The 17,933-nt window shown below is 71.7% G+C and carries 17 protein-coding genes and 2 pseudogenes; 6 read left to right on the forward strand and 13 right to left on the reverse strand.

Features of this window, described 5'->3' with window-relative positions; genetic code table 11:
• Positions 1-5 precede the first annotated feature (5 nt).
• From ACIRVK_RS17470 to ACIRVK_RS17495, 6 genes and pseudogenes are all read right to left on the reverse strand, one after another.
• Complete coding sequence (locus tag ACIRVK_RS17470) at positions 6-1,151, reverse strand: LLM class flavin-dependent oxidoreductase (protein WP_404247995.1); 1,146 nt, start codon at positions 1,149-1,151, stop codon at positions 6-8.
• A 60-nt stretch (positions 1,152-1,211) separates the two neighbouring features.
• On the reverse strand, positions 1,212-2,396 hold the full coding sequence (locus ACIRVK_RS17475; RefSeq protein WP_404247821.1) for an SfnB family sulfur acquisition oxidoreductase: 1,185 nt from the start codon (positions 2,394-2,396) through the stop codon (positions 1,212-1,214).
• Between the two features lie 5 nt (positions 2,397-2,401).
• Positions 2,402-2,956, reverse strand: coding sequence for an NADPH-dependent FMN reductase (ssuE, locus tag ACIRVK_RS17480; RefSeq protein WP_404247823.1), 555 nt, complete (start codon positions 2,954-2,956; stop codon positions 2,402-2,404).
• A gap of 83 nt (positions 2,957-3,039) precedes the next feature.
• Positions 3,040-3,375, reverse strand: a pseudogene (locus tag ACIRVK_RS17485) (acyl-CoA dehydrogenase family protein); the annotation flags it as partial.
• A gap of 184 nt (positions 3,376-3,559) precedes the next feature.
• Positions 3,560-4,678, reverse strand: a complete 1,119-nt coding sequence (sfnG, locus tag ACIRVK_RS17490) for a dimethylsulfone monooxygenase SfnG (RefSeq protein WP_404247825.1) — start codon at positions 4,676-4,678, stop codon at positions 3,560-3,562.
• Between the two features lie 134 nt (positions 4,679-4,812).
• The gene (locus tag ACIRVK_RS17495; RefSeq protein ID WP_356352894.1) at positions 4,813-4,896 is read right to left on the reverse strand and encodes a putative leader peptide; all 84 of its coding nucleotides are present in this window, start codon (positions 4,894-4,896) and stop codon (positions 4,813-4,815) included.
• 365 nt (positions 4,897-5,261) lie between these two features.
• On the opposite strand from ACIRVK_RS17495, the gene ACIRVK_RS17500 reads away from it, so the two are divergent.
• The 3 genes from ACIRVK_RS17500 (at position 5,262) to ACIRVK_RS17510 (ending at position 7,502) form a co-directional block, all read left to right on the forward strand.
• Positions 5,262-5,531 (forward strand): hypothetical protein, encoded by a 270-nt coding sequence (locus ACIRVK_RS17500; RefSeq protein WP_404247827.1) that lies wholly within the window; start codon positions 5,262-5,264, stop codon positions 5,529-5,531.
• A 148-nt stretch (positions 5,532-5,679) separates the two neighbouring features.
• Positions 5,680-6,099, forward strand: coding sequence for a hypothetical protein (locus ACIRVK_RS17505; protein ID WP_404247829.1), 420 nt, complete (start codon positions 5,680-5,682; stop codon positions 6,097-6,099).
• Between the two features lie 38 nt (positions 6,100-6,137).
• The gene (locus ACIRVK_RS17510) at positions 6,138-7,502 is read left to right on the forward strand and encodes a diacylglycerol/lipid kinase family protein (protein ID WP_404247831.1); all 1,365 of its coding nucleotides are present in this window, start codon (positions 6,138-6,140) and stop codon (positions 7,500-7,502) included.
• 74 nt (positions 7,503-7,576) lie between these two features.
• Here ACIRVK_RS17510 and ACIRVK_RS17515 read toward each other — a convergent pair whose 3' ends face one another.
• From ACIRVK_RS17515 to ACIRVK_RS17530, 4 genes are all read right to left on the reverse strand, one after another.
• Positions 7,577-8,125 (reverse strand): RDD family protein, encoded by a 549-nt coding sequence (locus ACIRVK_RS17515; RefSeq protein WP_404247833.1) that lies wholly within the window; start codon positions 8,123-8,125, stop codon positions 7,577-7,579.
• Complete coding sequence (locus tag ACIRVK_RS17520; RefSeq protein ID WP_404247835.1) at positions 8,122-8,853, reverse strand: hypothetical protein; 732 nt, start codon at positions 8,851-8,853, stop codon at positions 8,122-8,124. The genes ACIRVK_RS17515 and ACIRVK_RS17520 overlap by 4 nt, the downstream gene beginning before the upstream one ends.
• 5 nt (positions 8,854-8,858) lie before the next feature.
• Positions 8,859-10,619, reverse strand: a complete 1,761-nt coding sequence (locus ACIRVK_RS17525) for a SulP family inorganic anion transporter (protein ID WP_404247837.1) — start codon at positions 10,617-10,619, stop codon at positions 8,859-8,861.
• Between the two features lie 118 nt (positions 10,620-10,737).
• Positions 10,738-10,905 (reverse strand): hypothetical protein, encoded by a 168-nt coding sequence (locus tag ACIRVK_RS17530; protein WP_165955108.1) that lies wholly within the window; start codon positions 10,903-10,905, stop codon positions 10,738-10,740.
• A 207-nt stretch (positions 10,906-11,112) separates the two neighbouring features.
• Here ACIRVK_RS17530 and ACIRVK_RS17535 point away from each other — a divergent pair.
• Both ACIRVK_RS17535 and ACIRVK_RS17540 read left to right on the forward strand, forming a co-directional pair.
• A pseudogene (locus ACIRVK_RS17535) lies at positions 11,113-11,316 on the forward strand (DUF2867 domain-containing protein); the annotation flags it as partial.
• A 59-nt stretch (positions 11,317-11,375) separates the two neighbouring features.
• The gene (locus tag ACIRVK_RS17540; RefSeq protein ID WP_404247839.1) at positions 11,376-12,749 is read left to right on the forward strand and encodes a cryptochrome/photolyase family protein; all 1,374 of its coding nucleotides are present in this window, start codon (positions 11,376-11,378) and stop codon (positions 12,747-12,749) included.
• A gap of 34 nt (positions 12,750-12,783) precedes the next feature.
• Here the strand turns inward: ACIRVK_RS17540 and ACIRVK_RS17545 are convergent, their stop codons facing one another.
• A complete protein-coding gene (locus tag ACIRVK_RS17545) occupies positions 12,784-13,296 on the reverse strand; it encodes a GNAT family N-acetyltransferase (protein ID WP_404247841.1) in 513 nt (170 codons plus the stop codon).
• Between the two features lie 130 nt (positions 13,297-13,426).
• Positions 13,427-14,875 (reverse strand): APC family permease, encoded by a 1,449-nt coding sequence (locus tag ACIRVK_RS17550; protein WP_404247843.1) that lies wholly within the window; start codon positions 14,873-14,875, stop codon positions 13,427-13,429.
• 127 nt (positions 14,876-15,002) lie between these two features.
• Between ACIRVK_RS17550 and ACIRVK_RS17555 the strand changes: the two genes are divergently transcribed.
• The gene (locus ACIRVK_RS17555; protein WP_404247845.1) at positions 15,003-16,187 is read left to right on the forward strand and encodes an ROK family protein; all 1,185 of its coding nucleotides are present in this window, start codon (positions 15,003-15,005) and stop codon (positions 16,185-16,187) included.
• Between the two features lie 42 nt (positions 16,188-16,229).
• Here ACIRVK_RS17555 and ACIRVK_RS17560 read toward each other — a convergent pair whose 3' ends face one another.
• A complete protein-coding gene (locus ACIRVK_RS17560) occupies positions 16,230-17,693 on the reverse strand; it encodes a hydrolase (RefSeq protein ID WP_404247847.1) in 1,464 nt (487 codons plus the stop codon).
• Positions 17,694-17,933 lie beyond the last annotated feature (240 nt).

A 17,933-nucleotide genomic window follows, 5' to 3' on the forward strand; every position in this document is an offset into this window, starting at 1 on the left:
AAACGTCAGCTCGCGAACGGCACCTGCGCCGCCGGTGCCGACCGCGTCCCGAAGGGGTGCCGCCACACCCCGTCGGCGGCCAGGCGCGGCAGGACGCCCTCGCCGAACCAGTACGCCTCCTCCAGGTGGGGGTAGCCGGAGAGGACGAACTCGTCGATGCCGAGGGCGTGGTACTCCTTGATCCGCTCGGCGACCTCGTCGTGGCTGCCGACCAGGGCGGTGCCCGCCCCGCCGCGCACCAGGCCGATGCCGGCCCACAGGTTGGGGTGGATCTCCAGACCGTCGCGGTTGCCGCCGCCGTGCAGGGCGAGCATCCGCTGCTGTCCCTCGGACTCGCTGCGGGCGAGCCCGGCCTGCACGGACCGCACGGTCTCCGGGTCGAAGCCGGCCAGCAGGCGGTCCGCCTCCGCCCAGGCCTGTACGGAGGTGTCGCGGGTGATGACGTGCAGCCGGATCCCGAAGCGCAGGGTGCGCCCCTGCTGCGCCGCGAGCCCCCTGATCCAGGCGATCTTCTCGGCGACCTGCGCCGGCGGCTCGCCCCAGGTGAGGTAGGTGTCGACGTACTGGGCGGCCACCTCCCCGGCGACCGGCGAGGACCCGCCGAAGTACACCTCGGGTACCGGATCCGGTACCCGCGCCAGCTTGGCGTCCTCGACCTGGAGGTGCTCGCCGCGCAGGTCGACGGTCTTGCCCTCCCACAACCCCCGCACGATCTCCAGGAATTCGCCGGTACGGCGGTACCGGGCGTCCTTGTCGAGGAAGTCGCCGTAGGCCCGCTGCTCGTGGCTCTCGCCGCCGGTGACGACGTTGAGCAGGAGCCGTCCGCCGCTCTGCCGCTGGAAGGTGGACGCCATCTGCGCTGCGAGCGTCGGGGAGACGAAGCCGGGCCGGAAGGCGACCAGGAACTTCAGCCGCTCGGTGTTCTGGCTGACCATGGCGGTGGTCAGCCAGGCGTCCTCGCACCAGGCGCCGGTCGGGGTGAGCGCGCCGACGAAACCCAGATCCTCGGCGGCGCGGGCGATCTGGCTCAGGTAGGCGACCGTCGGCGGCCGGTCCCGTCCGGAGGCGGTGGCGGGTGTGCCGTGGCCGCCGCCGACCACGTGGCGGCTGTCGCCGTTGGTGGGCAGGAACCAGTGGAAGGTGAGGGACACGGTGTCTCCGATCAGGGGTGCGCGGGGGTTCGGGCCGTCGGACACGTCATGCGACGTCCTTCAGAGCAGGCCGTGGCGGGGTGGCCGGGTGCCGTTGAGCACGTAACGGCCGATGTGCTGGATCTTCCAGCGGGTGGGGTCGTGGAGGGTGTGGGTGCGGGCATCTCGCCAGTGCCGGTGCAGATTGAGGGAGTTGAGCGCGGAGCGGGTCCCGGACACCTCGAACAGGGCACCGGCCACCTCGACCGCCGTCTGTGCGGCCTGCACCTTCGCCACGGCGACCGCCACGGACGCCTCGGCCGCCGTGTCGTCGGTCAGGTCGCCGCGGGCCGTGTCGACCGCCCTCGCCGCCTCGCGGAGCAGCGCCTCCGACGCCCGTACCTGGAGGGCGAGTTCGCCGAAACGCTGGATGAGCAGCGGGTCCTCGGCCGCCGTCTCGACGCCGCTCTCGAACCACGGGCGGCTCTTCGTCCGTACGAACGCGGCGGCTTCGGCGAGCGCTCCCGAGGCGATCCCGGTGTCGATGGCCGCGTGCAGCAACTGGGCTACGGCGCCATGGAGTTGGGGTCCCTGGAAAGTGAGGTGGTGCGGCAGGACCCGGTCGGCGGGCACCGCGACGCCCTCCAGGCGGACGGTGCCGCTGGCGGTCGTGCGCTGGCCCATGCCGTCCCAGTCGTCGACGACGGTCAGGCCGGGGGCGTCGCGCGGGACGTAGGCGACGTGCAGGTCGTCGTCCTCGGCCCGGGCGAGGACGGGGATCCAGTCGGCGAAGAGGGCGCCGGTGGAGTAGTGCTTGACGCCGGTGAGCAGGTAGGAGCCGTCCGGCCGCGGTTCCAGGCGGGTGCGGATGTCCTGGACGTGGCGGGTGCCCGCCTCCGACTGTGCGTTGCCGAAGCGGCGGCCGGCGAGCAGTTCGGCGAAGAAGAACTTCCGTTGCTCCTCGCTGCCCTGACGGCGGATCACGTTGACGTACGCGAAGTGGCTCTGCGGGATCTGGGCGAGGCTGCCGTCGGCCGAGGCGAGCAGCCGGAAGACCTCCGCGAGGGTCGTCGCGGTGACGTCCGCGCCGCCGTGCTCGGCGGGGACGGTCACGGCGAGCAGCCCGGAGGCGGACAGCCGGCCCAACTCCTCGCGTGGCAGCCTGCGTTCGGTGTCCCGGGCGGAAGCCCCGGCGCGGAACTCCTCGGCCAGGGCCGCCGCGACGGCGAGGGCCTCGGTGTCGTCGGTGATGACGTGGGCGGACATGGGGCTCAGCTCGCCGCGGCGAGCAGGCGCGGGCTGCCCAGGGCCGCCGAGAACTGGTCGACCACCTGGGCGAGCGCCGCGGTGGCGGGGGGTGCGACCGTCAGGGAGCCGTCCTCGTGCACGGTGATGTCCTTGTCGAGGGTGAACCAGCCCTGCACGATGTGGGCGGCTCCCATGGAGGACAGGACCGGCCGGAGCGCGTAGTCGATGGCCAGGACGTGGGCGGTGGAGCCGCCGGTGGCCAGCGGCAGCACGGTCTTTCCGGCCAGCGCGTACTGCGGGAGCAGGTCGAGCAGCGCCTTGAGGACCCCGGAGTAGGACGCCTTGTAGACGGGGGTGCCGACGACGACGCCGTCGGCCCGCTCGAACAGCTCGGTCGCCTCGACGACGGCGGGGTGCCGGAAGTCCGCGCCGAGCAGCGCCTCGGCCGGGACCGTGCGCACGTCGAGCGGGATCACCTCGTGCCCCTGGACGGTCAGCCGCTGGTCCAGGTGACGCAACAGGCGGTTGGTGCGGGAGGAGGCGGAGGGGCTGCCGGAGACGGACAGGACGGTGGCCATGGGTCCTCTTTCAGGGATGCGGGGTGCGTCCTCTTGCGAGGAGGCGGGGCGCCCGCGCGTCACGGGCGCCCCTGGGGAAGCGGTCAGGAGTACCAGGTGGGTTCGGGCAGGTCGCCCTCCAGGACCCAGCGGCCGACCTCCCGCCGCTTGTAGGCGACCGGGTCGTGCAGGGTGTGGGTGCGCACGTTGCGCCAGAAGCGGTCCAGGCCCTCGGAGGTCGCGGTGGAGCGGGCGCCGGTCACCTCGAAGACACGGCTGGTGATCTCCAGGGCCACGTCGGTGGCGCGGGCCTTGACGATGGCGACCCGGACCTCGAAGGCGCCGCGCGCCTCGGGGGTGACGGCGTCCGGGTCGTCGTGCAGTTTCTGGCCCTCGGAGGCGACGGCGTCGGCGAGGGCCTCGACCGCCCACAGCTGAGCTGGACCTCGGCGTACGGGGTGGCACCGGCGCGGTCGCGTTCGGCGGCGTCGGTGGCGAGGACGGCGGCGACCTCGGCGGCGCGGGCGATCCAGTCCTGGGCGGTGTGCGGGGCGGGGCGGGTGGTCCAGTCGGTGGGCGTGACGGTGCTCATGCTCGTGACCTCTTTTGGGGTGGGGGGAGGGATCAGGCGTGGACGGGGACGGACTCGCGCTCCACGTCGGGGAGTTGAGCCTCCAGTTCACGCACGAGCGGCAGCACACGCCTGCCGAAGTACTCGACCTCCTCGTGGTAGTGCAGGAAGCCGAGCAGCAGGAGGTCGACGCCCAGCCTGCGGTACGCGACGATGCGTTCGGCGATCTGCTCCGGAGTGCCGATGAGCCCGGTGCGGAAGCCGTCGTTGTACTGGACCAGGTCCTCGAAGCCGGAGTCCTGCCACATGCCCTTCTTGTCGGCGGTGGACTGGCCCGCCTGCTTCACCGCCGCGCCGAAGCCCTCGACGGCCTCAGTGTCGGCCTTGGCGACGATCTCGCGGAGCGTCTCGCGGGCCTCGGCCTCGGTGTCCCGGGCGATGAGGAAGCCGTTGAGGCCGAACTTCGGTGCCGTGCGGCCGACTTCGGCGGCGGACTTGCGAACGTCCTCGATCTGTTCGATGACGCCGTCGAAGTCCTTGCCGTTGGAGAAGTACCAGTCGGAGACCCGGCCGGCCATCGCGCGGGCGGCGGCGGAGTTGCCGCCCTGGAAGATCTCCGGGTGCGGGCGCTCGGGGGTGTTGAGGGGCTTGGGCTTGAGCGAGAAGTCGCGCAACCGGTAGAAGTCACCGGCGAGTTCGGCGTGGTCCTCGGTCCAGATGCGGCGCAGGGCGGTGATGAACTCCTCGGAGCGGCGGTAGCGCTCGTCGTGCTCCAGCCAGGGCTCACCGAGCGCGGTGAACTCGCCCTTGAACCAGCCCGACACGACGTTGACGGCGAAGCGGCCGCCCGAGAGGTGGTCGGCGGTGGCGCCGAGTTTGGCGAGGACGCCGGGGTGCCACAGCCCGGGGTGGACGGCTGCGATGACCTTCAGGCGCTGGGTCGCGAGGAGCAGGGCGAGGCTGAAGCTGGTCGACTCGTGCTGGAACTCGGCGCCGTAGCTGGCCATGTAGCGGACCTGGCTGAGCGCGTACTCGAAGCCGTTGTTCTCGGCGAGGACGGCGAGTTCGCGGTTGTACTCGTACCCCCAGTCGGTGCGCTGCTCGATCTTGCTGGTGACCAGTCCCCCGCTGACGTTGGGGACCCAGTAGGCGAATTTCACGGGCGCGGGCATGCGGAACTCCTGTTGCCGAATGTTTTTTGGCACGCCGAATTCACTTGGGGCTCGGAGAAACTCGAGGCGCGGTGCGAGGCACCGTGATTTCAGGCGTGGAAACGGGGAAAGGGCGGCGGATCTCGGAGAGTTGATCAGGCCGCGGGGCAACAGGAGGCGCTGGAGACGCGCGCGAGGTCGACATGGCGTCGCCGCGTGAGGTCCAGTCGCATCTTCATGGCGTCGATGGTCGCAGCCGGTGGCGAGAAGCGTCAAGGAAAGCCCGGCCGATCTCGCATCGCGGACCAGGGCCCGTGGCGTTACCCGAACGCCGACGCCGTGGGGCCCACGGTATTTCGGCGGGCCGTTCGACCCTGTCATGAGGTCATCGGATCGACTGTGCCAGGCGCAGGTGCAAGGAAAATGGAATGCTCGGCGAGGGCGGGGAGATACCGCGCACCAAGCGAGTCCCTGGGCCCGCGCGTCCTGGAGATGCGGCAGACGCCCGCGAAAGCGACGTGGGCTCACCGGTCCGTCGTGCTGATCCGGCCGGAGGACCGGGCGAACTCGGCGATCCCCGGGTCGAAGCGGTCACTCCCCCGAGGTGCGCGGCGATGGCCACCGGGTCGCCGGAACGGCGGGGCCGTGCCGGGCAGGCGGACAGATCGGCATCCTCGAGAGGGTCGTGGTCCTCGCCCCGCCGACCGAGTCGGCCCGCACGCCGGCCCGGCTGCCGGGCGTGTGGCTCGTCCTGCTGGGCCTGGCGGAACTCGTGCCCGCCCTCGCCCGGCGAGCGGCTCTGCGCAGGTCGGGCCCATGCGCGGCGCGGGCCTGGACGGCGACCCGAGGCCTCCTTCTCACCCGCGCCGGGTGAGGCCGCCCGTCCTTGCCTTGGACACGCTGAGAAACGCAGAGGCAGGCCCCCGGGCCAGGCTGCCGCAGATCCGCGCCCGCGGCGACATCACCGACCAGGAGTGCGCCAGGGTGAAGAACCTGGTGCTCAGTGGAACGAGGTACTCAGGATGACCGCCACCCACACCGCCCACGCGCCCTCGACGAAGCAACACTGGGCCGCCGGCCTGACGGCCTTCGCCGCCGTCATGCTGACGATCACCGGACTCCTCGCCATCTTCCGGGGGATCATGGCCATCGCCCAGGACGACGTCTTCGTCAACACCCGCAACTACGTCTTCCAGTTCGACCTCACCGGCTGGGGCTGGGTCCACCTCGCCCTGGGCGTGGTCGCCGTGATCGTCGGCATGGGACTGTTCCGGATGTCCACGTGGGCACGCGTCGCCGGCGTGGGCATCGCGGGACTCGTCATCATCGCCAACTTCCTCTCCCTGCCGTACTACCCGGTGTGGTCGGTCGTGGTGATCGCCGCGTCCGGGTTCATCATCTGGGCCCTGTGCGTCGGGCGCGAGGACTTCTACGGGCCGTGACGGACAAGGGCCCGTCCGCGCCGCGGAGAGGAGGGGACATGGGGCGCCACCGCGGCTCGCGCACGAGCGCGAAGCCTGCGGCGGGAGCGCCCTCCGGCAGCGTCGTGAGGGCACGGGTCGCCTTGCTCGCCCTGCTGGGGAGCGTGCTCGTGCCGCTGGTGGTCGCCGGTCTGCGCAGTGTGCTGTGGGTGCTGGTCGGCCTGGCCGGTCTGGCGCTCGCCGCGGTCGGGGTGTGGTGGACGCTGGCCCACACCGGTGTGCTGCGCGCCGTCGGGGTGGTGCTGTCGGTGGCCGCGCCGCTGACCGTGCTCGCTCTGTTCGCGTCGTCCGGCATGCTCGGGCCGGCCTGTCTGTCGCTGGCGCTGTGGGCGTTGGCCGTCGCGTCGGCGCACAGCGCGCTCGCCCCCTCGCACGGGACCCGGCCGCCGAAGGCCGTCGAGGCCCCGCGCCGTCCCTGGATCCTGATGAACCCGCGGTCGGGCGGAGGCAAGGTGGACCGGTTCCATCTCGCCGACAAGGCCCGGGCCGCGGGCGCCCGGGTGGTGCTGCTCGACGCCGGGCAGGACGTCGTGGACCTCGCGCGCGCGGCCGTGGCCGAGGGAGCCGATCTGCTGGCCGTGGCCGGCGGCGACGGCACCCAGGCGCTGGTGGCCGAGGTGGCCGCGGATCACGACGTGCCGTTCGCCGTGATCCCCGCCGGAACCCGCAACCACTTCGCTCTCGATCTCGGCCTGGACCGGGAGGATCCCGCGGCGAGCCTGGAGGCCCTCACCGACGGTGAGGAGCTCCGCGTCGACCTCGGGTTCGCCGCGGACCGGGTGTTCGTCAACAACGCGTCCTTCGGGACCTACGCGTCCGTGGTGGCCGACCCGGCCTACCGGGACGCGAAAGCCCGTACCGCTCTGCAGACCCTGCCGGAGCTCCTCACCGGCAAAGACGCGCCCGCCCTGCGCATGCGGGCCGGGCGCTCCGGGGCCGGGGGCCTCCAGGCACTGCTCGTCAGCAACAACCCGTACCGGCGCGCCGTCGACTCGACCCATCCGGGGCGCCGGGAACGGCTGGACTCCGGGCGGCTCGGTGTGCTGGGGGTCCGCGTCGGCAACACCGCTCAGGCGGCCCGTCTGGTGCGCGGTCCGCGGTCGGGGTCGGTCATACGGCTGAGTGCCGAGCAAGTCGTGGTCGAAGCGGACTCGGACGCCGTGGCGGTCGGCATCGACGGAGAGTACGTCATGCTGCCGGCACCGGTGGTGTGCCGGTCCGCGCCCGCGGCGTTGCGGGTCGTCGTGCCCCGCCATCGCCCCGGCACAGGGGCGTCCGGCGGTCCGGTGGACTGGCCGCGCTTGGCAAGGCTCGGGCTGGGCCGCCTCGCCCCGCACCGCCGGTGGGGCGTGCCCGCGACCTGAGCCGGCTCGGCCCAGGTGGGTTCGCCGGTCGGCGTCCACCCGGGCCGAGAGCCGAGACGGTACGGGAAGTCGGGTCAGGGGCCTGTCCTCGGGCCACCAGGAAGCCCTCCTGCGCTGTGGCCGGCTCGTCGACGGGGGTTGCCGCCGAGACGGCTGCCGGTCCTGCCGTACCAGTCGTGGACGACGGTGCTGCCGAGGACGAGGTCCTGCAACGACGCACCGCGTCGGCTGAGCGGAATCCACAGCAGCCCCAGGGGCACGAGCGCGCACAGCACGGCGCGCACCACGGCCGTGCCCGGGGACAGCCGTCGCCCCGAACGGCCGGTCACCCGCAGGCCCATCATCTGGTCCCCGACGGTACGCCCGCCGAGGGACCAACTGCCGGCCAGATAGGCGACGAGCAGCACGCAACCGAGGACGGAGGTGAGAACAGGATCGGGGTCGGGGGACGAGAACGGAGGTCCCGTCACCAGAAGGCGTGCCGCGGCCCAGCCGAACTGCAGGCAGAGCAGGATCGCGAGCAGGACGAGGGCGTCCACCACGGCGGCCACCGTGCGCGACACGACCCCGGCCGGCAGCCCCTGGGCGACCGGCAGGCCACGCGTGCGCGTCGACGGTGTCACAGCCCCTCCACCGGGCGAACGGGCCCGGCGGTGGGCCGGTCCGTGGAATCCGTTGCCGCTCTGCGCAGGAGCCGGTCCGCGACGCGTTGCACGAGCCGGTCGGCGCGCGCGTTCTGTTCCCGGAACGCGTCCAGCGTCTCCGCCGTGATGCTCCCGCCGGTGTCCCGGACCACCCGTCCGATGTCGAGTTCCTCCAGGACCAGTTCGGTGTAGGTCACGAGGTCGACGCGGGCGAGGACCGCGTCGATGTCGAGCCGGGAGGCGACGCGGTCGACGTCGAGCCGGTCGGCCACGGCGTCGAGGTCGATCTCGTCCAGGACGGCCGCCGCCAGCGTCCGTACGAGCGTCCGGGCGCGCGACAACGCCTCGTCGCGCGCCCGCAGGCGTTCCGCCGCGCCGCGCGCACTCCACTGGGCCAGCCTGCGGACGACGGCGTCGGTGGCGCCGCCCGGCACGAGACCGCGCACGGCCGCCCTGGTGCGGGGCGCGGTACGCCCGGCGGCACCCATCAGGACCGCGGAGAAGCGGTGCTGGGCTTCCAGGGCGAGGCCGAGGGCCGCGTCGGATGCGGCCGCGGCGGTCGGGTGCCGTTCGCGGGCCCGGGTGCTTCCGGCGGTCGCGGCGGTGCGTACGGCCAGGTCGGTCAGGCCCAGCGCCAGCCGGGTGGCATGCACGAGGGGGCCGTCGGACGACGGCTCACGGGGGTTCGGGCTGTCGGGAACGCTCATCGCGCTCACCTCTCACCGAGTGCTTGGGTGGAGCTCCCGGCAGCCCACTCGGCTCCGGTGTGCCGGCGGAAGGCGGCCACGGCGGTCTCCACGGTGGGATAGAAGTGGCCCGGATCAATGGTGCGGGTGAGTCCGTAGCGCTCGATCTTCCGCCGCACCGGGTCCTTGAGCTCGGCGAAGACCAGGTGGACGTGCCGGGCGTTGAGCGCCACGTCGAGATCGTTGAGTACGTCGGCGGCGGTGGTGTCGACGTCGGTCATGGGTTCCGCCGCGACCACGATCCAGCGCGGCTGCGGGCTGGCCGCGCTCAGCCGGCGCACCTCGTCGCGGAAGGTCTTGGCGTTGGCGAAGAAGAGCGGCGCGTCGAACCGGTAGATCACCAGACCGGGCAGCCGCTCGGCCTCGGGATACGACCGGACGTCGTGGTAGCCCTCCAGGCCCGGGACCCTGCCCAGCACGGTCTCGTACGGCCACCAGGCACGCCGGAAGACGTTGAGGACGGAGAGCGTGACGGCGATCGCGATCCCCGGCAGCACGCCGAGCAGGGCGACACCGAGGAAGGCCGAGATCGACAGCAGGAACTCCGTGTGCCGCTGCCGCCACAGCCGTACGGTCCCGGCAAGGTCGGCCAGGGAGAGCGACGCGGCGATGACCACGGCGGCGAGGGCGGGTTGGGGGAGGTTACGGAAGAGACCCGGTACCAGGACCAGCATGAGCACGATCAGGACCGCTCCGACGACCCCGGTGACCTGGCTCCTGGCCCCCGCGCGCTCCGCGACCGCCGTGCGGGAGCCGCTCGCGCTGACGGGAAACCCCTGGAAGAGCCCCGCGGCGAGGTTCGCGACCCCCACCGCCGCCATCTCCTGGTTGCCGCGTACCTCCTGACCGGTGCGGGCGGCGAACGCCGAGGAGTTGGAGATGGTGTCCGCCAGCGACACCACGGCGATGCCCAGCGCACCGGCGAACAACGGCGCGAGGTCGTCGATCCGCACGTGGGGAACCGTGAACGGCGGGAAGCCCTCCGGCAACGGGCCCACAAGTCCGACGCCGTGCTCGCCGAGATGGAACACCGAGGCCGCGAGGATCGACAGCGCGACCATCACGAGGACGGCCGGGACCTTCGGGAGGAACCGCTGCAGTACCAGGATCAGGGCGAGTCCGCAGATTCCCACGGCGGCCGCCGCCGGCACCGTCGCCCCGTCGGCGATCTTGCGGACGAGGCCGGCGCACTCCCCGATGAGGTTGTCCGCCTCGACCTTGAAGCCCAGGAGTTTCGGCAGCTGGCCGATGAGGATGGTCAGGGCCAGACCGTTCATGTAGCCGATCATCGTCGGTTTGGAGATCAGGTCGGCGATGAAACCGAGCTTCGCCGTGGAGGCGAGGATCATGATGCCGGCCACCATGACGGCGAGCATCGACGCCAGGGCGACGGCCCGGTCCGGATCGCCGCCCGCCGCGAGGAGGGGCAGGACAGCGGCGGCGATCATCGGCCCGAGTGAGGAGTCGGGTCCCAGTACCAGGATCCGGGACGGGCCGCACACCGCGTAGCCGAGCAGGCACAGGATGGTCGTGTACAGACCGGTGATGGGCGGCAGACCGGCGAGTTCGGCGTACGCCATGCCCTGGGGCACCAGCAGCGTCGTCAGGGCGGCCCCGGCCACCATGTCCTTGGCCAGCCACGGACGCTGGTAGCCCGACAGCGTTCTTACCCCGGGGAGCGCCCGCAGCCGGTCCACCGCCCAGTGGGTGTCGCTGCCGGTGGTCATGGGCACTCCTTCCGGCGGGAGGCGTCATGCCCCGGTCGGCCCTACCCAGGCAGAATCGACCGTCCCGACACCCGCGAACCTCACCCCCAGCGGGTGACCGGAGCCGCAGGAGTACCGGTCAGTCCTCGTCGCCGGACGGGATCACCACGAGGAACGCGTCTGACTTCAGGTCCATCACGACCGTCGCCGGTTCGCCCTCGGCGCGGCGCCTCGCCGCGTACTCCTCCGCCGGCCACGACCCGCGCGGAGCACCCGCAGGAAACCGCTCCAACACCTTCGCGCCCATAGCGGCAGCACCTCCAGTTTCGACCTCGACTTCCGACAACGGCTGCGCACTGTTCGCGTGCCCCGTATCGGCGCGGACATGTCCATCGGAAACGGTGGCACCTGTCGAGGGGGTGAGCGCGGGGGCTGCGGAGGCACCGCATCCACCGCGACGGGGACACTGGAAACCGATCTCGGGTCGGACGCCTCCGCGAAGGGACGGGAGCCGATGAACGCTGACGAGTACGGGCCGGGTTTCAGCTGCCTGGTCACGGGGGCGACGGGGTACATCGGCGGCAGCCTGGTGCCCGAGCGTCGCGACCACCCCCGGGCCAGCCGGGTGGAGGTGGTGCGGGGCGACGTCACGGACGCCGGCTTCATCGCCGCCGCGATGCGCGGTGTCACCGTGGCCCACTACCTGGTGCACGCTCTGTGTCCGCCGCGTCGGAGGCATCTCGCCGGCAGCCGTACAACCGCCCCGGGAGCACCGCCATGAACGTCTCGATCGTCCTGTTCACCGCCGATCTTCGCCTGCACGACCACCCGCCCCTGCGCGCCGCGCTCAAGGCCGGCGAGGTCATCCCCCTCTTCGTCCGGGACACGGGCGTCGCCTCCGCCGGGTTCGCCGCGCCCAACCGGCTCGCTTTCCTGGCCGACTGCCTGCGGGACCTCGACAGCGGGCTGCGCGAGCGCGGCGGCCGGCTGATCGTGCGCTCCGGCGACGTCGTCGAGGAGGTGTGCAAGGTGGCCACCGAGACGGACGCCCGCGAGGTGCACATGGCCGGGGACGTCAGCGCCTACGCGCAGCTGCGCGAGCAGCGGCTGCGCCGGGCCCTGGAGGCGGAGGGGCGACGGCTGCACGTCCACGACACGGTGACCACCGCCGTGGCCCCCGGTGCGGTGACCCCGGCCGCCTCGGACCACTTCGCCGTCTTCACCCCGTACTACCGGCAGTGGTCGGGTGTGCGCCTGCGAGCGGCGCCGGCCGCTCCGCGCGAGATCCGGGTCCTGGACGGCGTCGGCTCCGAGCAGCTTCCCGCGCGCACGGGCCTCCAGGGCGTCTCGGAGGGCCTCGCCGAGGGCGGGGAGACGGCGGGCCGCGAGCGTCTGGCCCGCTGGCTGCGCACCGGGATCACCTCGTACGAGGACCGGCACGACGACCTGGCGGGCGACGGCACGTCGCGTCTCTCACCGCATCTGCACTTCGGCACCCTCTCCCCCGTCGAACTCGTCCATCGGGCGCGCGGGGCGGGCGGCCCCGGTGCCGAGGCGTTCCTGCGACAGCTCGCCTGGCGGGACTTCCACCGGCAGGTGCTTGCCGCCCGGCCCGCCGCCGCCACCGCCGACTACCGCACCAAACGGGACCGCTGGCGCACCGAGCGCACCGCGCACGAGGACGTCCGGGCCTGGAAGGAGGGCCGCACGGGCTACCCGGTGATCGACGCGGCGATGCGCCAGCTGCGTCACGAGGGCTGGATTCACAACCGGGGACGTCTGCTGGCCGCGAGCTTCCTGACCAAGACGCTCTACGTCGACTGGCGGGTGGGCGCCCGGTACTTCCTCGAGCTCCTGGTCGACGGTGACGTGGCCAGCAACCAGCTCAACTGGCAATGGATGGCGGGCACCGGTACCGACAGCCGCCCGAACCGGGTCCTCAACCCCGTCACCCAGGCCAGCCGTTACGACCCCGACGGGGTGTACGTCCGCCGCTGGGTCCCCGAACTCGCCGCTGTCGAAGGCCCCTCGGTGCACCAGCCGTGGAAACTCAAAGGTCCCGACCGCGCCGCGACCGAGGATTACCCGGACCCCATCGTCGAGCTCTCCGCGGGCCTCGCCCGCTTCCGGCGGGGCCGCGACCGCGACTGAGCACTCCCTCTGGGTGCCGGCCGGGGCGGCGGGTTCATACTCCCGTGGTGCGAGGACCGCGGTGGAAGGAGATCCACACGTCCGGCGGCAGGTCGGGGCGGTCCGGGACCGGGCGGGGCTCCTCCGTCCAGGCGCCCGGGGCGAGTTCGGCGGCGACGTGGCGCCAGAAGCGGACGGCGGGCTCGTTGTCGTACTGGAAGGCGATCTCCCACTGCCCGGGGTGGCGCTCCACGACCTCGCGGACCGCCCGTGTCCCGATGCCCGCGCGGCGAGCGCCGCGCACCACGAAGAAGCTGTTCAACACACGTGTGGGCCCGTTCAGTCCACGGACGAACGCGAACCCCACGGGCCGTTCGGCACGGAGAAGCAGATAGGGTGCCCAGCCCTCCTCGGTGAAAGCGGCGTCGACCCGTTCACTGCGGAACGTCCCGTCGGGGTTGGGCAGGACGCCCATGAATCCCGACAGGTCGTGACGGAACATCAGCCATAACCGCTCGACCGTGGGGCGGTCCTCAGGGGTGGCGGGGCGGAGGAACACATCGGGCATGAGGGATCTCCCGCGGAAAGCGATCGGTTCTCGGGCACGGCAAAAGCCTCCCCGGCGGACGTTGGTCCGCCGGGGAGGCTTCACGAATGACGAGACTCTAGCGCAGGACCGGTACGGGCAGCGCTCCTTTTCAGGCGTCCGCAGGCTCCGCGTCCCGGGGAGCGAGGTACTCCCCGGAGATCTCCTTCGGACCGAACGGCCACACCTTCTCGAAACGCGCCCACAGCACGTACGCGAGGCAACCGAGGGCCAGCCAGGCCAGCGACCACTCGATGGGGTGGCGGCCCGGCGAGTTCTTGTCGGCGTACCCGTAGATCACGCACCAGCCGACGAAGGCGACGATGCTCGGCACCGGGTACAGCCACATGCGGTACGGCCGGTTCAGTGCGGGCTGGCGCCCGCGGAGCACCGTCAGCGCGATGATCTGCGCCAGCGCCTGGACGATCACCATCACCGTGGTCAGGAGCTGGATCAGGGTCGCGAGGTCGGTGTGGCGGCCGATCAGGAAGCCGATCGCCGTGATCACGCCCATGGTGGCCAGGCCCAGCATCGGGAAGCGGTGCCGGGGGTGCAGCTTGGCGTAGGGACGGAAGAAGACCCGCTCGCGGGCCGCGTCGTACGGGACGCGCGAACCGCCGAGCAGGCCGGTGAAGACGGAGGCGAAGGCCGTGATCAGGATCAGGACGGTGACAGTGTCGGCGGCGCCCTTGCCCCAGGTCTTCTCCAGCACCGCCGAGGCCACCGACGTGGAGGCGATGTCCTTGGCGTCGGTCATCCGGTGCCAGTCGATCACGCCCAGAGTGCCGATCTGCAGCAGCAGGTAGATCGCCATGATGCCGACGATGGCGTAGATGATCGAGCGGGGCAGGATGCGGCCGGGATCCTTGATCTCGGCGCCCATGTAGGCCGTGGTGTTGTAGCCCAGGTAGTCGTAGATGCCGATGGTCAGGCCGGCCGCGAAGCCGATCCAGAAGTGGTTGCTGCCCAGGTCGAAGGCGTGGGCCGGGTAGGTGAAGGCGAGGTGCGCGCTGAAGTCGGTCGCGGCGGCCAGGATGACCAGCACCACCGAGGCGATCATGACGGCCCACATCACGGCGGTGATCCGGGCGATGTTCTCGATGCCCCGCCACAGCAGGACGACCACGAGGGCGATGACGCCGAGGCCGATGAGGTCGCCCTGGGTCTTCGTCAGGTCAGGGGCCAGGTAGCCGAGGTACTGGACGAAGCCGACCACACCGGTGGACATGATCAGCGGGATGAAGAGCATGGCCGTCCACACGAACAGGAACGGCATCAGCCGGCCGGTGCGGTACTGGAAGGCCTGGCGCAGATAGACGTAGCTACCGCCGGAGCCGGGCATCGCGGCGCCGAGCTCGGCCCACACCAGGCCGTCGGCGAGCGCGAGGACCGCGCCGGCGATGAAGCCGATCACCGCCTGCGGTCCACCGAAGGCGGCGACCATCAGCGGGATCGTGACGAACGGACCGATGCCGCACATCTGGCTCATGTTGATGGCGGTGGCCTGGAACAGGCCTACGCGACGGACGAAGCCACCCTCGGGCGGCGGACTACCGGACATGGGGACTCCCGAAGGACCGGGCGCCGGTCTGTCCCGAAGGCCGGCCCGGCGAGGCTGTCTGGCCGATAAAGTTAAGGAGCCTTACTTGATGCGTCAAGGGGACCGACTCATCGGTGAGAATGGTGCGATGCCCGCCAGTGACGCCGTAGACCAGCAGGAACAGCCCTGGAACCGCCGGCGGCTGCGCAGTGCCAACGAGCGCCTGCTCCTGGACCGGCTGCGGACCGGTGGAGCGGCCTCCCGTGCCCAGCTCGCCCGGGAGACGGGACTGTCCAAGCCGACCGTGTCCAGCGCCCTCGCCTCCCTCGAAGCGGCGGGCCTCGTGCACGAGGTGGGTACCCGGGCGCCGGAGCGCGGCCGCGTCGCGGTCCTGTACGCCCCCGATCCGGCGGCGGGCTACGTCCTCGGCATCGACGTCGGCCGCAGTTGGCTGCGGGTCGCGGTCGCCGACCTGGACGGCTCCGTGGTCGCCCGCTCCGAGGCGCGCAACCGGGCCCGCAGCTCGCGGGCGATGACCGACCTGGTGGTGGCGACGGCCCGCCAGGTGGTCGCAGGTTCGGGTGTGGCGCCGGGCGGGGTGGTGCACGCCGTCGTGGGCACACCCGGGGTCTACGACGAGAAGCAGCGCCGGGTGCGCTACGCGATGCACCTGCCCGGCTGGGGGCGCGCGGGACTCTTCGACCGGATGCGGGAGGAGCTGGGCGTACCGCTGGAGGTGCACAACGACGCCAACCTGGCCGCATTGGGTGAGTACACCTACGGCGTGGGCGCGGGCAGCAGGCTGTTCGCGTACATCCTGATCGGTACCGGTCTCGGCATGGGCGTGGTCAGCGACGGGCGGCTCTTCACGGGGGCACACGGGCTGGCCGGTGAGATCGGGTTCCTGCCGTGGCCGGGGCAGCAGAAGCCGGAGCGGCTGGAGGACGCGGTGTCGGGGGTGGCCGTGGTGGAGGCGGCGCGGCGGTTCGGGATGAGTGGGCAGCTCACCGCGAAGGCCGTGTTCGACGCGGCCCGGCGCGGGGACGACGCCGCGGTCAGGGCCGTACGGCTCGAGGGCGAGCGGATCGCGCACACCGTGGCGGCCGCCGCCGCCGTGCTCGACCCGGATCTCGTGGTGCTCGGCGGCGGGGTGGGCCACAGCGTGGACCTGCTGCTCAAGCCCGTACGGGAGCACCTGCGGGCGCTCACACCGCTGCGGCCCAGGATCGCCCCCAGCCGGCTCGGCGAGGACGCGGTGCTGCTGGGCGCGGTGGCCACGGCGCTCGGCACGGCGCGGGACGTGGTGTTCGAGCGCCGGTCGGCGGTGTCCTGACGAGCCCGTGGGGCCCGGCGCCGGCCGGGCCCCACGGACGGTTCAGCTGACGTTGAGCGCGGTGTCGTCGATCACGAACGACGTCTGCAGGGTGGCGCCCTCGGTCCCGGTGAACTTGAGGGTCACGGTCTGACCGGCGTAGCTCGCGAGGTTGAAGCTGCGCTGGGTGTAGCCGTCGGCGGCGTTCAGGTTGGAGTAGGTCGCCAGGGTGCCCAGGACGGTCCCCGAGCTGTTGAGCACCTGCACCTTGAGCGTGTCGTACGCCGTGCTGGTGCTGGTCTCCGCCGTGTCGACGTGCAGATAGAAGCTGAGCGCGGCGGAGGTGCAGGCCGACGGGATGGTCACGGTCTGGGAGAGCGTGTCGGTGGTGGCCTTGCCATAGCCGTCCAGCCAGGCGTAGTACGAGCCCGAACGGGCCGACTCACCGCTGGAGTTGGTGATCACACCGCTGGAGGCGCTCCACGTGGTGTTGCCGGACTCGAAGCCGTTGTTGCCGAGCAACTGGGCGGCGGTGCACGAGCTGGAGCCACCGCCGCCTCCGCCGCCGCTTCCGCCTCCGCTGCTCGAGCCCGCTCCGGCCAGCCAGGCGGTGGCGTTCAGGGCGAGGGCGGCGTTGGTGGCGCCGGAGTCGTTCCAGCCGTCGTAGAGGGTGTTGCCGGGCTGGCCGGTGCCGTCGTCGATCGGGGAGCTGTCGCCCCAGAAGGCGACGCGGCCGCTGCCGAAGGTGCTGGTGAGGAAGAACGCGCCGGTGTTGCCCGAGTAACCGGACCGGTAGACCAGGCCCTTGACGGAGGAGTTGTCGGCGGGCTTGAGGGTGGCGGTGGTGCCGTTGGCGATGAGGCTCTTGGTGACGGTGCCGAAGGAGCCGTGCAGGACCGGGTCGGTGCTGTCGTTGATGGCGGCCGGGTAGCCCGAGGCGATGTTCAGCGAGTCGATCGAGAAGCCGAACGGGTCCGAGGAGTCGACGCTGTTGTTGGACATCAGGTCGTTGAGGATCTGCACGGCGTCGTAGCCGTCGTTGTTGCGGTCGGCTCCGGTGTGGTCGGAGATCATGAACAGACCGCCGCCGTTCTTCACGAAGGTCATGATCGCCGTCTTCTCGGCGGACGTGAACAGCGTGTTCGGCTCCGGCAGGACCAGGGTGTCGAAGTTCGACAGGTCGGTCGCGGACGTTCCGCCGTAGGTGAGGGCGCTGGTGGCGGTCTTCAGGCTGTAGTTGCCGGTCTTCTGCAGGGCGACGCCCCACGACGACAGCGCGCCCGTCCAGTCGGTCTCGACGGACGGGGAGGGGTTCTCGCCGAGCGGGTCGGGCTTGCCGGTCGAGATGATCCAGTCGGCGTTGCCGGCCTCCTCGGCGTGGCCGTCGTCGAACAGGACGCGGTGCGTGGTGGCCGCGCGTGCGGGCGTGGCAGGGCCGGCGACCTGGAAAGCCGCTCCGGTGACGAGCAGTCCTAGTCCGGCCAGGGCCGTGGTCAGCCGGTGGCGGGATCTTCTGGATCCGAGCATCCGTCGAACCTCCGTGAGGGGATGGGGTAGAGGCGGTGCGGGCGCTGATCTGCGCGCGTAGATGGGGAGTTCAGACTTCTACACGCGTTGAACGCTTGAAAGGTACATGGCATGACCGGGTGGTGAACAGAAAGTCCCGGCAATAACCGGGGCGGACCGGCTCCGCCTTCCGCGGGCAGGGGAAGGTGATCGTCATCGGCATCGTGGCCGCGCTGGACCGGGCGAAGGCGCACCGCTGAC

The sequence above is a fragment of the Streptomyces sp. NPDC101152 genome, assembly GCF_044768275.1.
In the GTDB taxonomy this organism is placed as follows: domain Bacteria; phylum Actinomycetota; class Actinomycetes; order Streptomycetales; family Streptomycetaceae; genus Streptomyces.

Excerpts from the sequence above, each read along its gene's own strand:
- ACIRVK_RS17545 (WP_404247841.1), bottom strand. The coding sequence starts at position 13,296 with ATGCCCGATGTGTTCCTCCGCCCCGCCACCCCTGAGGACCGCCCCACG.
- ACIRVK_RS17505 (WP_404247829.1), top strand. The coding sequence starts at position 5,680 with ATGACCGCCACCCACACCGCCCACGCGCCCTCGACGAAGCAACACTGG.
- ACIRVK_RS17510 (WP_404247831.1), top strand. The coding sequence starts at position 6,138 with ATGGGGCGCCACCGCGGCTCGCGCACGAGCGCGAAGCCTGCGGCGGGA.
- ACIRVK_RS17520 (WP_404247835.1), bottom strand. The coding sequence starts at position 8,853 with ATGAGCGTTCCCGACAGCCCGAACCCCCGTGAGCCGTCGTCCGACGGC.
- ACIRVK_RS17530 (WP_165955108.1), bottom strand. The coding sequence starts at position 10,905 with ATGGGCGCGAAGGTGTTGGAGCGGTTTCCTGCGGGTGCTCCGCGCGGG.
- ACIRVK_RS17475 (WP_404247821.1), bottom strand. The coding sequence starts at position 2,396 with ATGTCCGCCCACGTCATCACCGACGACACCGAGGCCCTCGCCGTCGCG.
- ACIRVK_RS17555 (WP_404247845.1), top strand. The coding sequence starts at position 15,003 with ATGCCCGCCAGTGACGCCGTAGACCAGCAGGAACAGCCCTGGAACCGC.
- sfnG (WP_404247825.1), bottom strand. The coding sequence starts at position 4,678 with ATGCCCGCGCCCGTGAAATTCGCCTACTGGGTCCCCAACGTCAGCGGG.
- ssuE (WP_404247823.1), bottom strand. The coding sequence starts at position 2,956 with ATGGCCACCGTCCTGTCCGTCTCCGGCAGCCCCTCCGCCTCCTCCCGC.
- ACIRVK_RS17540 (WP_404247839.1), top strand. The coding sequence starts at position 11,376 with ATGAACGTCTCGATCGTCCTGTTCACCGCCGATCTTCGCCTGCACGAC.
- ACIRVK_RS17525 (WP_404247837.1), bottom strand. The coding sequence starts at position 10,619 with ATGACCACCGGCAGCGACACCCACTGGGCGGTGGACCGGCTGCGGGCG.
- ACIRVK_RS17495 (WP_356352894.1), bottom strand. The coding sequence starts at position 4,896 with ATGAAGATGCGACTGGACCTCACGCGGCGACGCCATGTCGACCTCGCG.
- ACIRVK_RS17550 (WP_404247843.1), bottom strand. The coding sequence starts at position 14,875 with ATGTCCGGTAGTCCGCCGCCCGAGGGTGGCTTCGTCCGTCGCGTAGGC.
- ACIRVK_RS17560 (WP_404247847.1), bottom strand. The coding sequence starts at position 17,693 with ATGCTCGGATCCAGAAGATCCCGCCACCGGCTGACCACGGCCCTGGCC.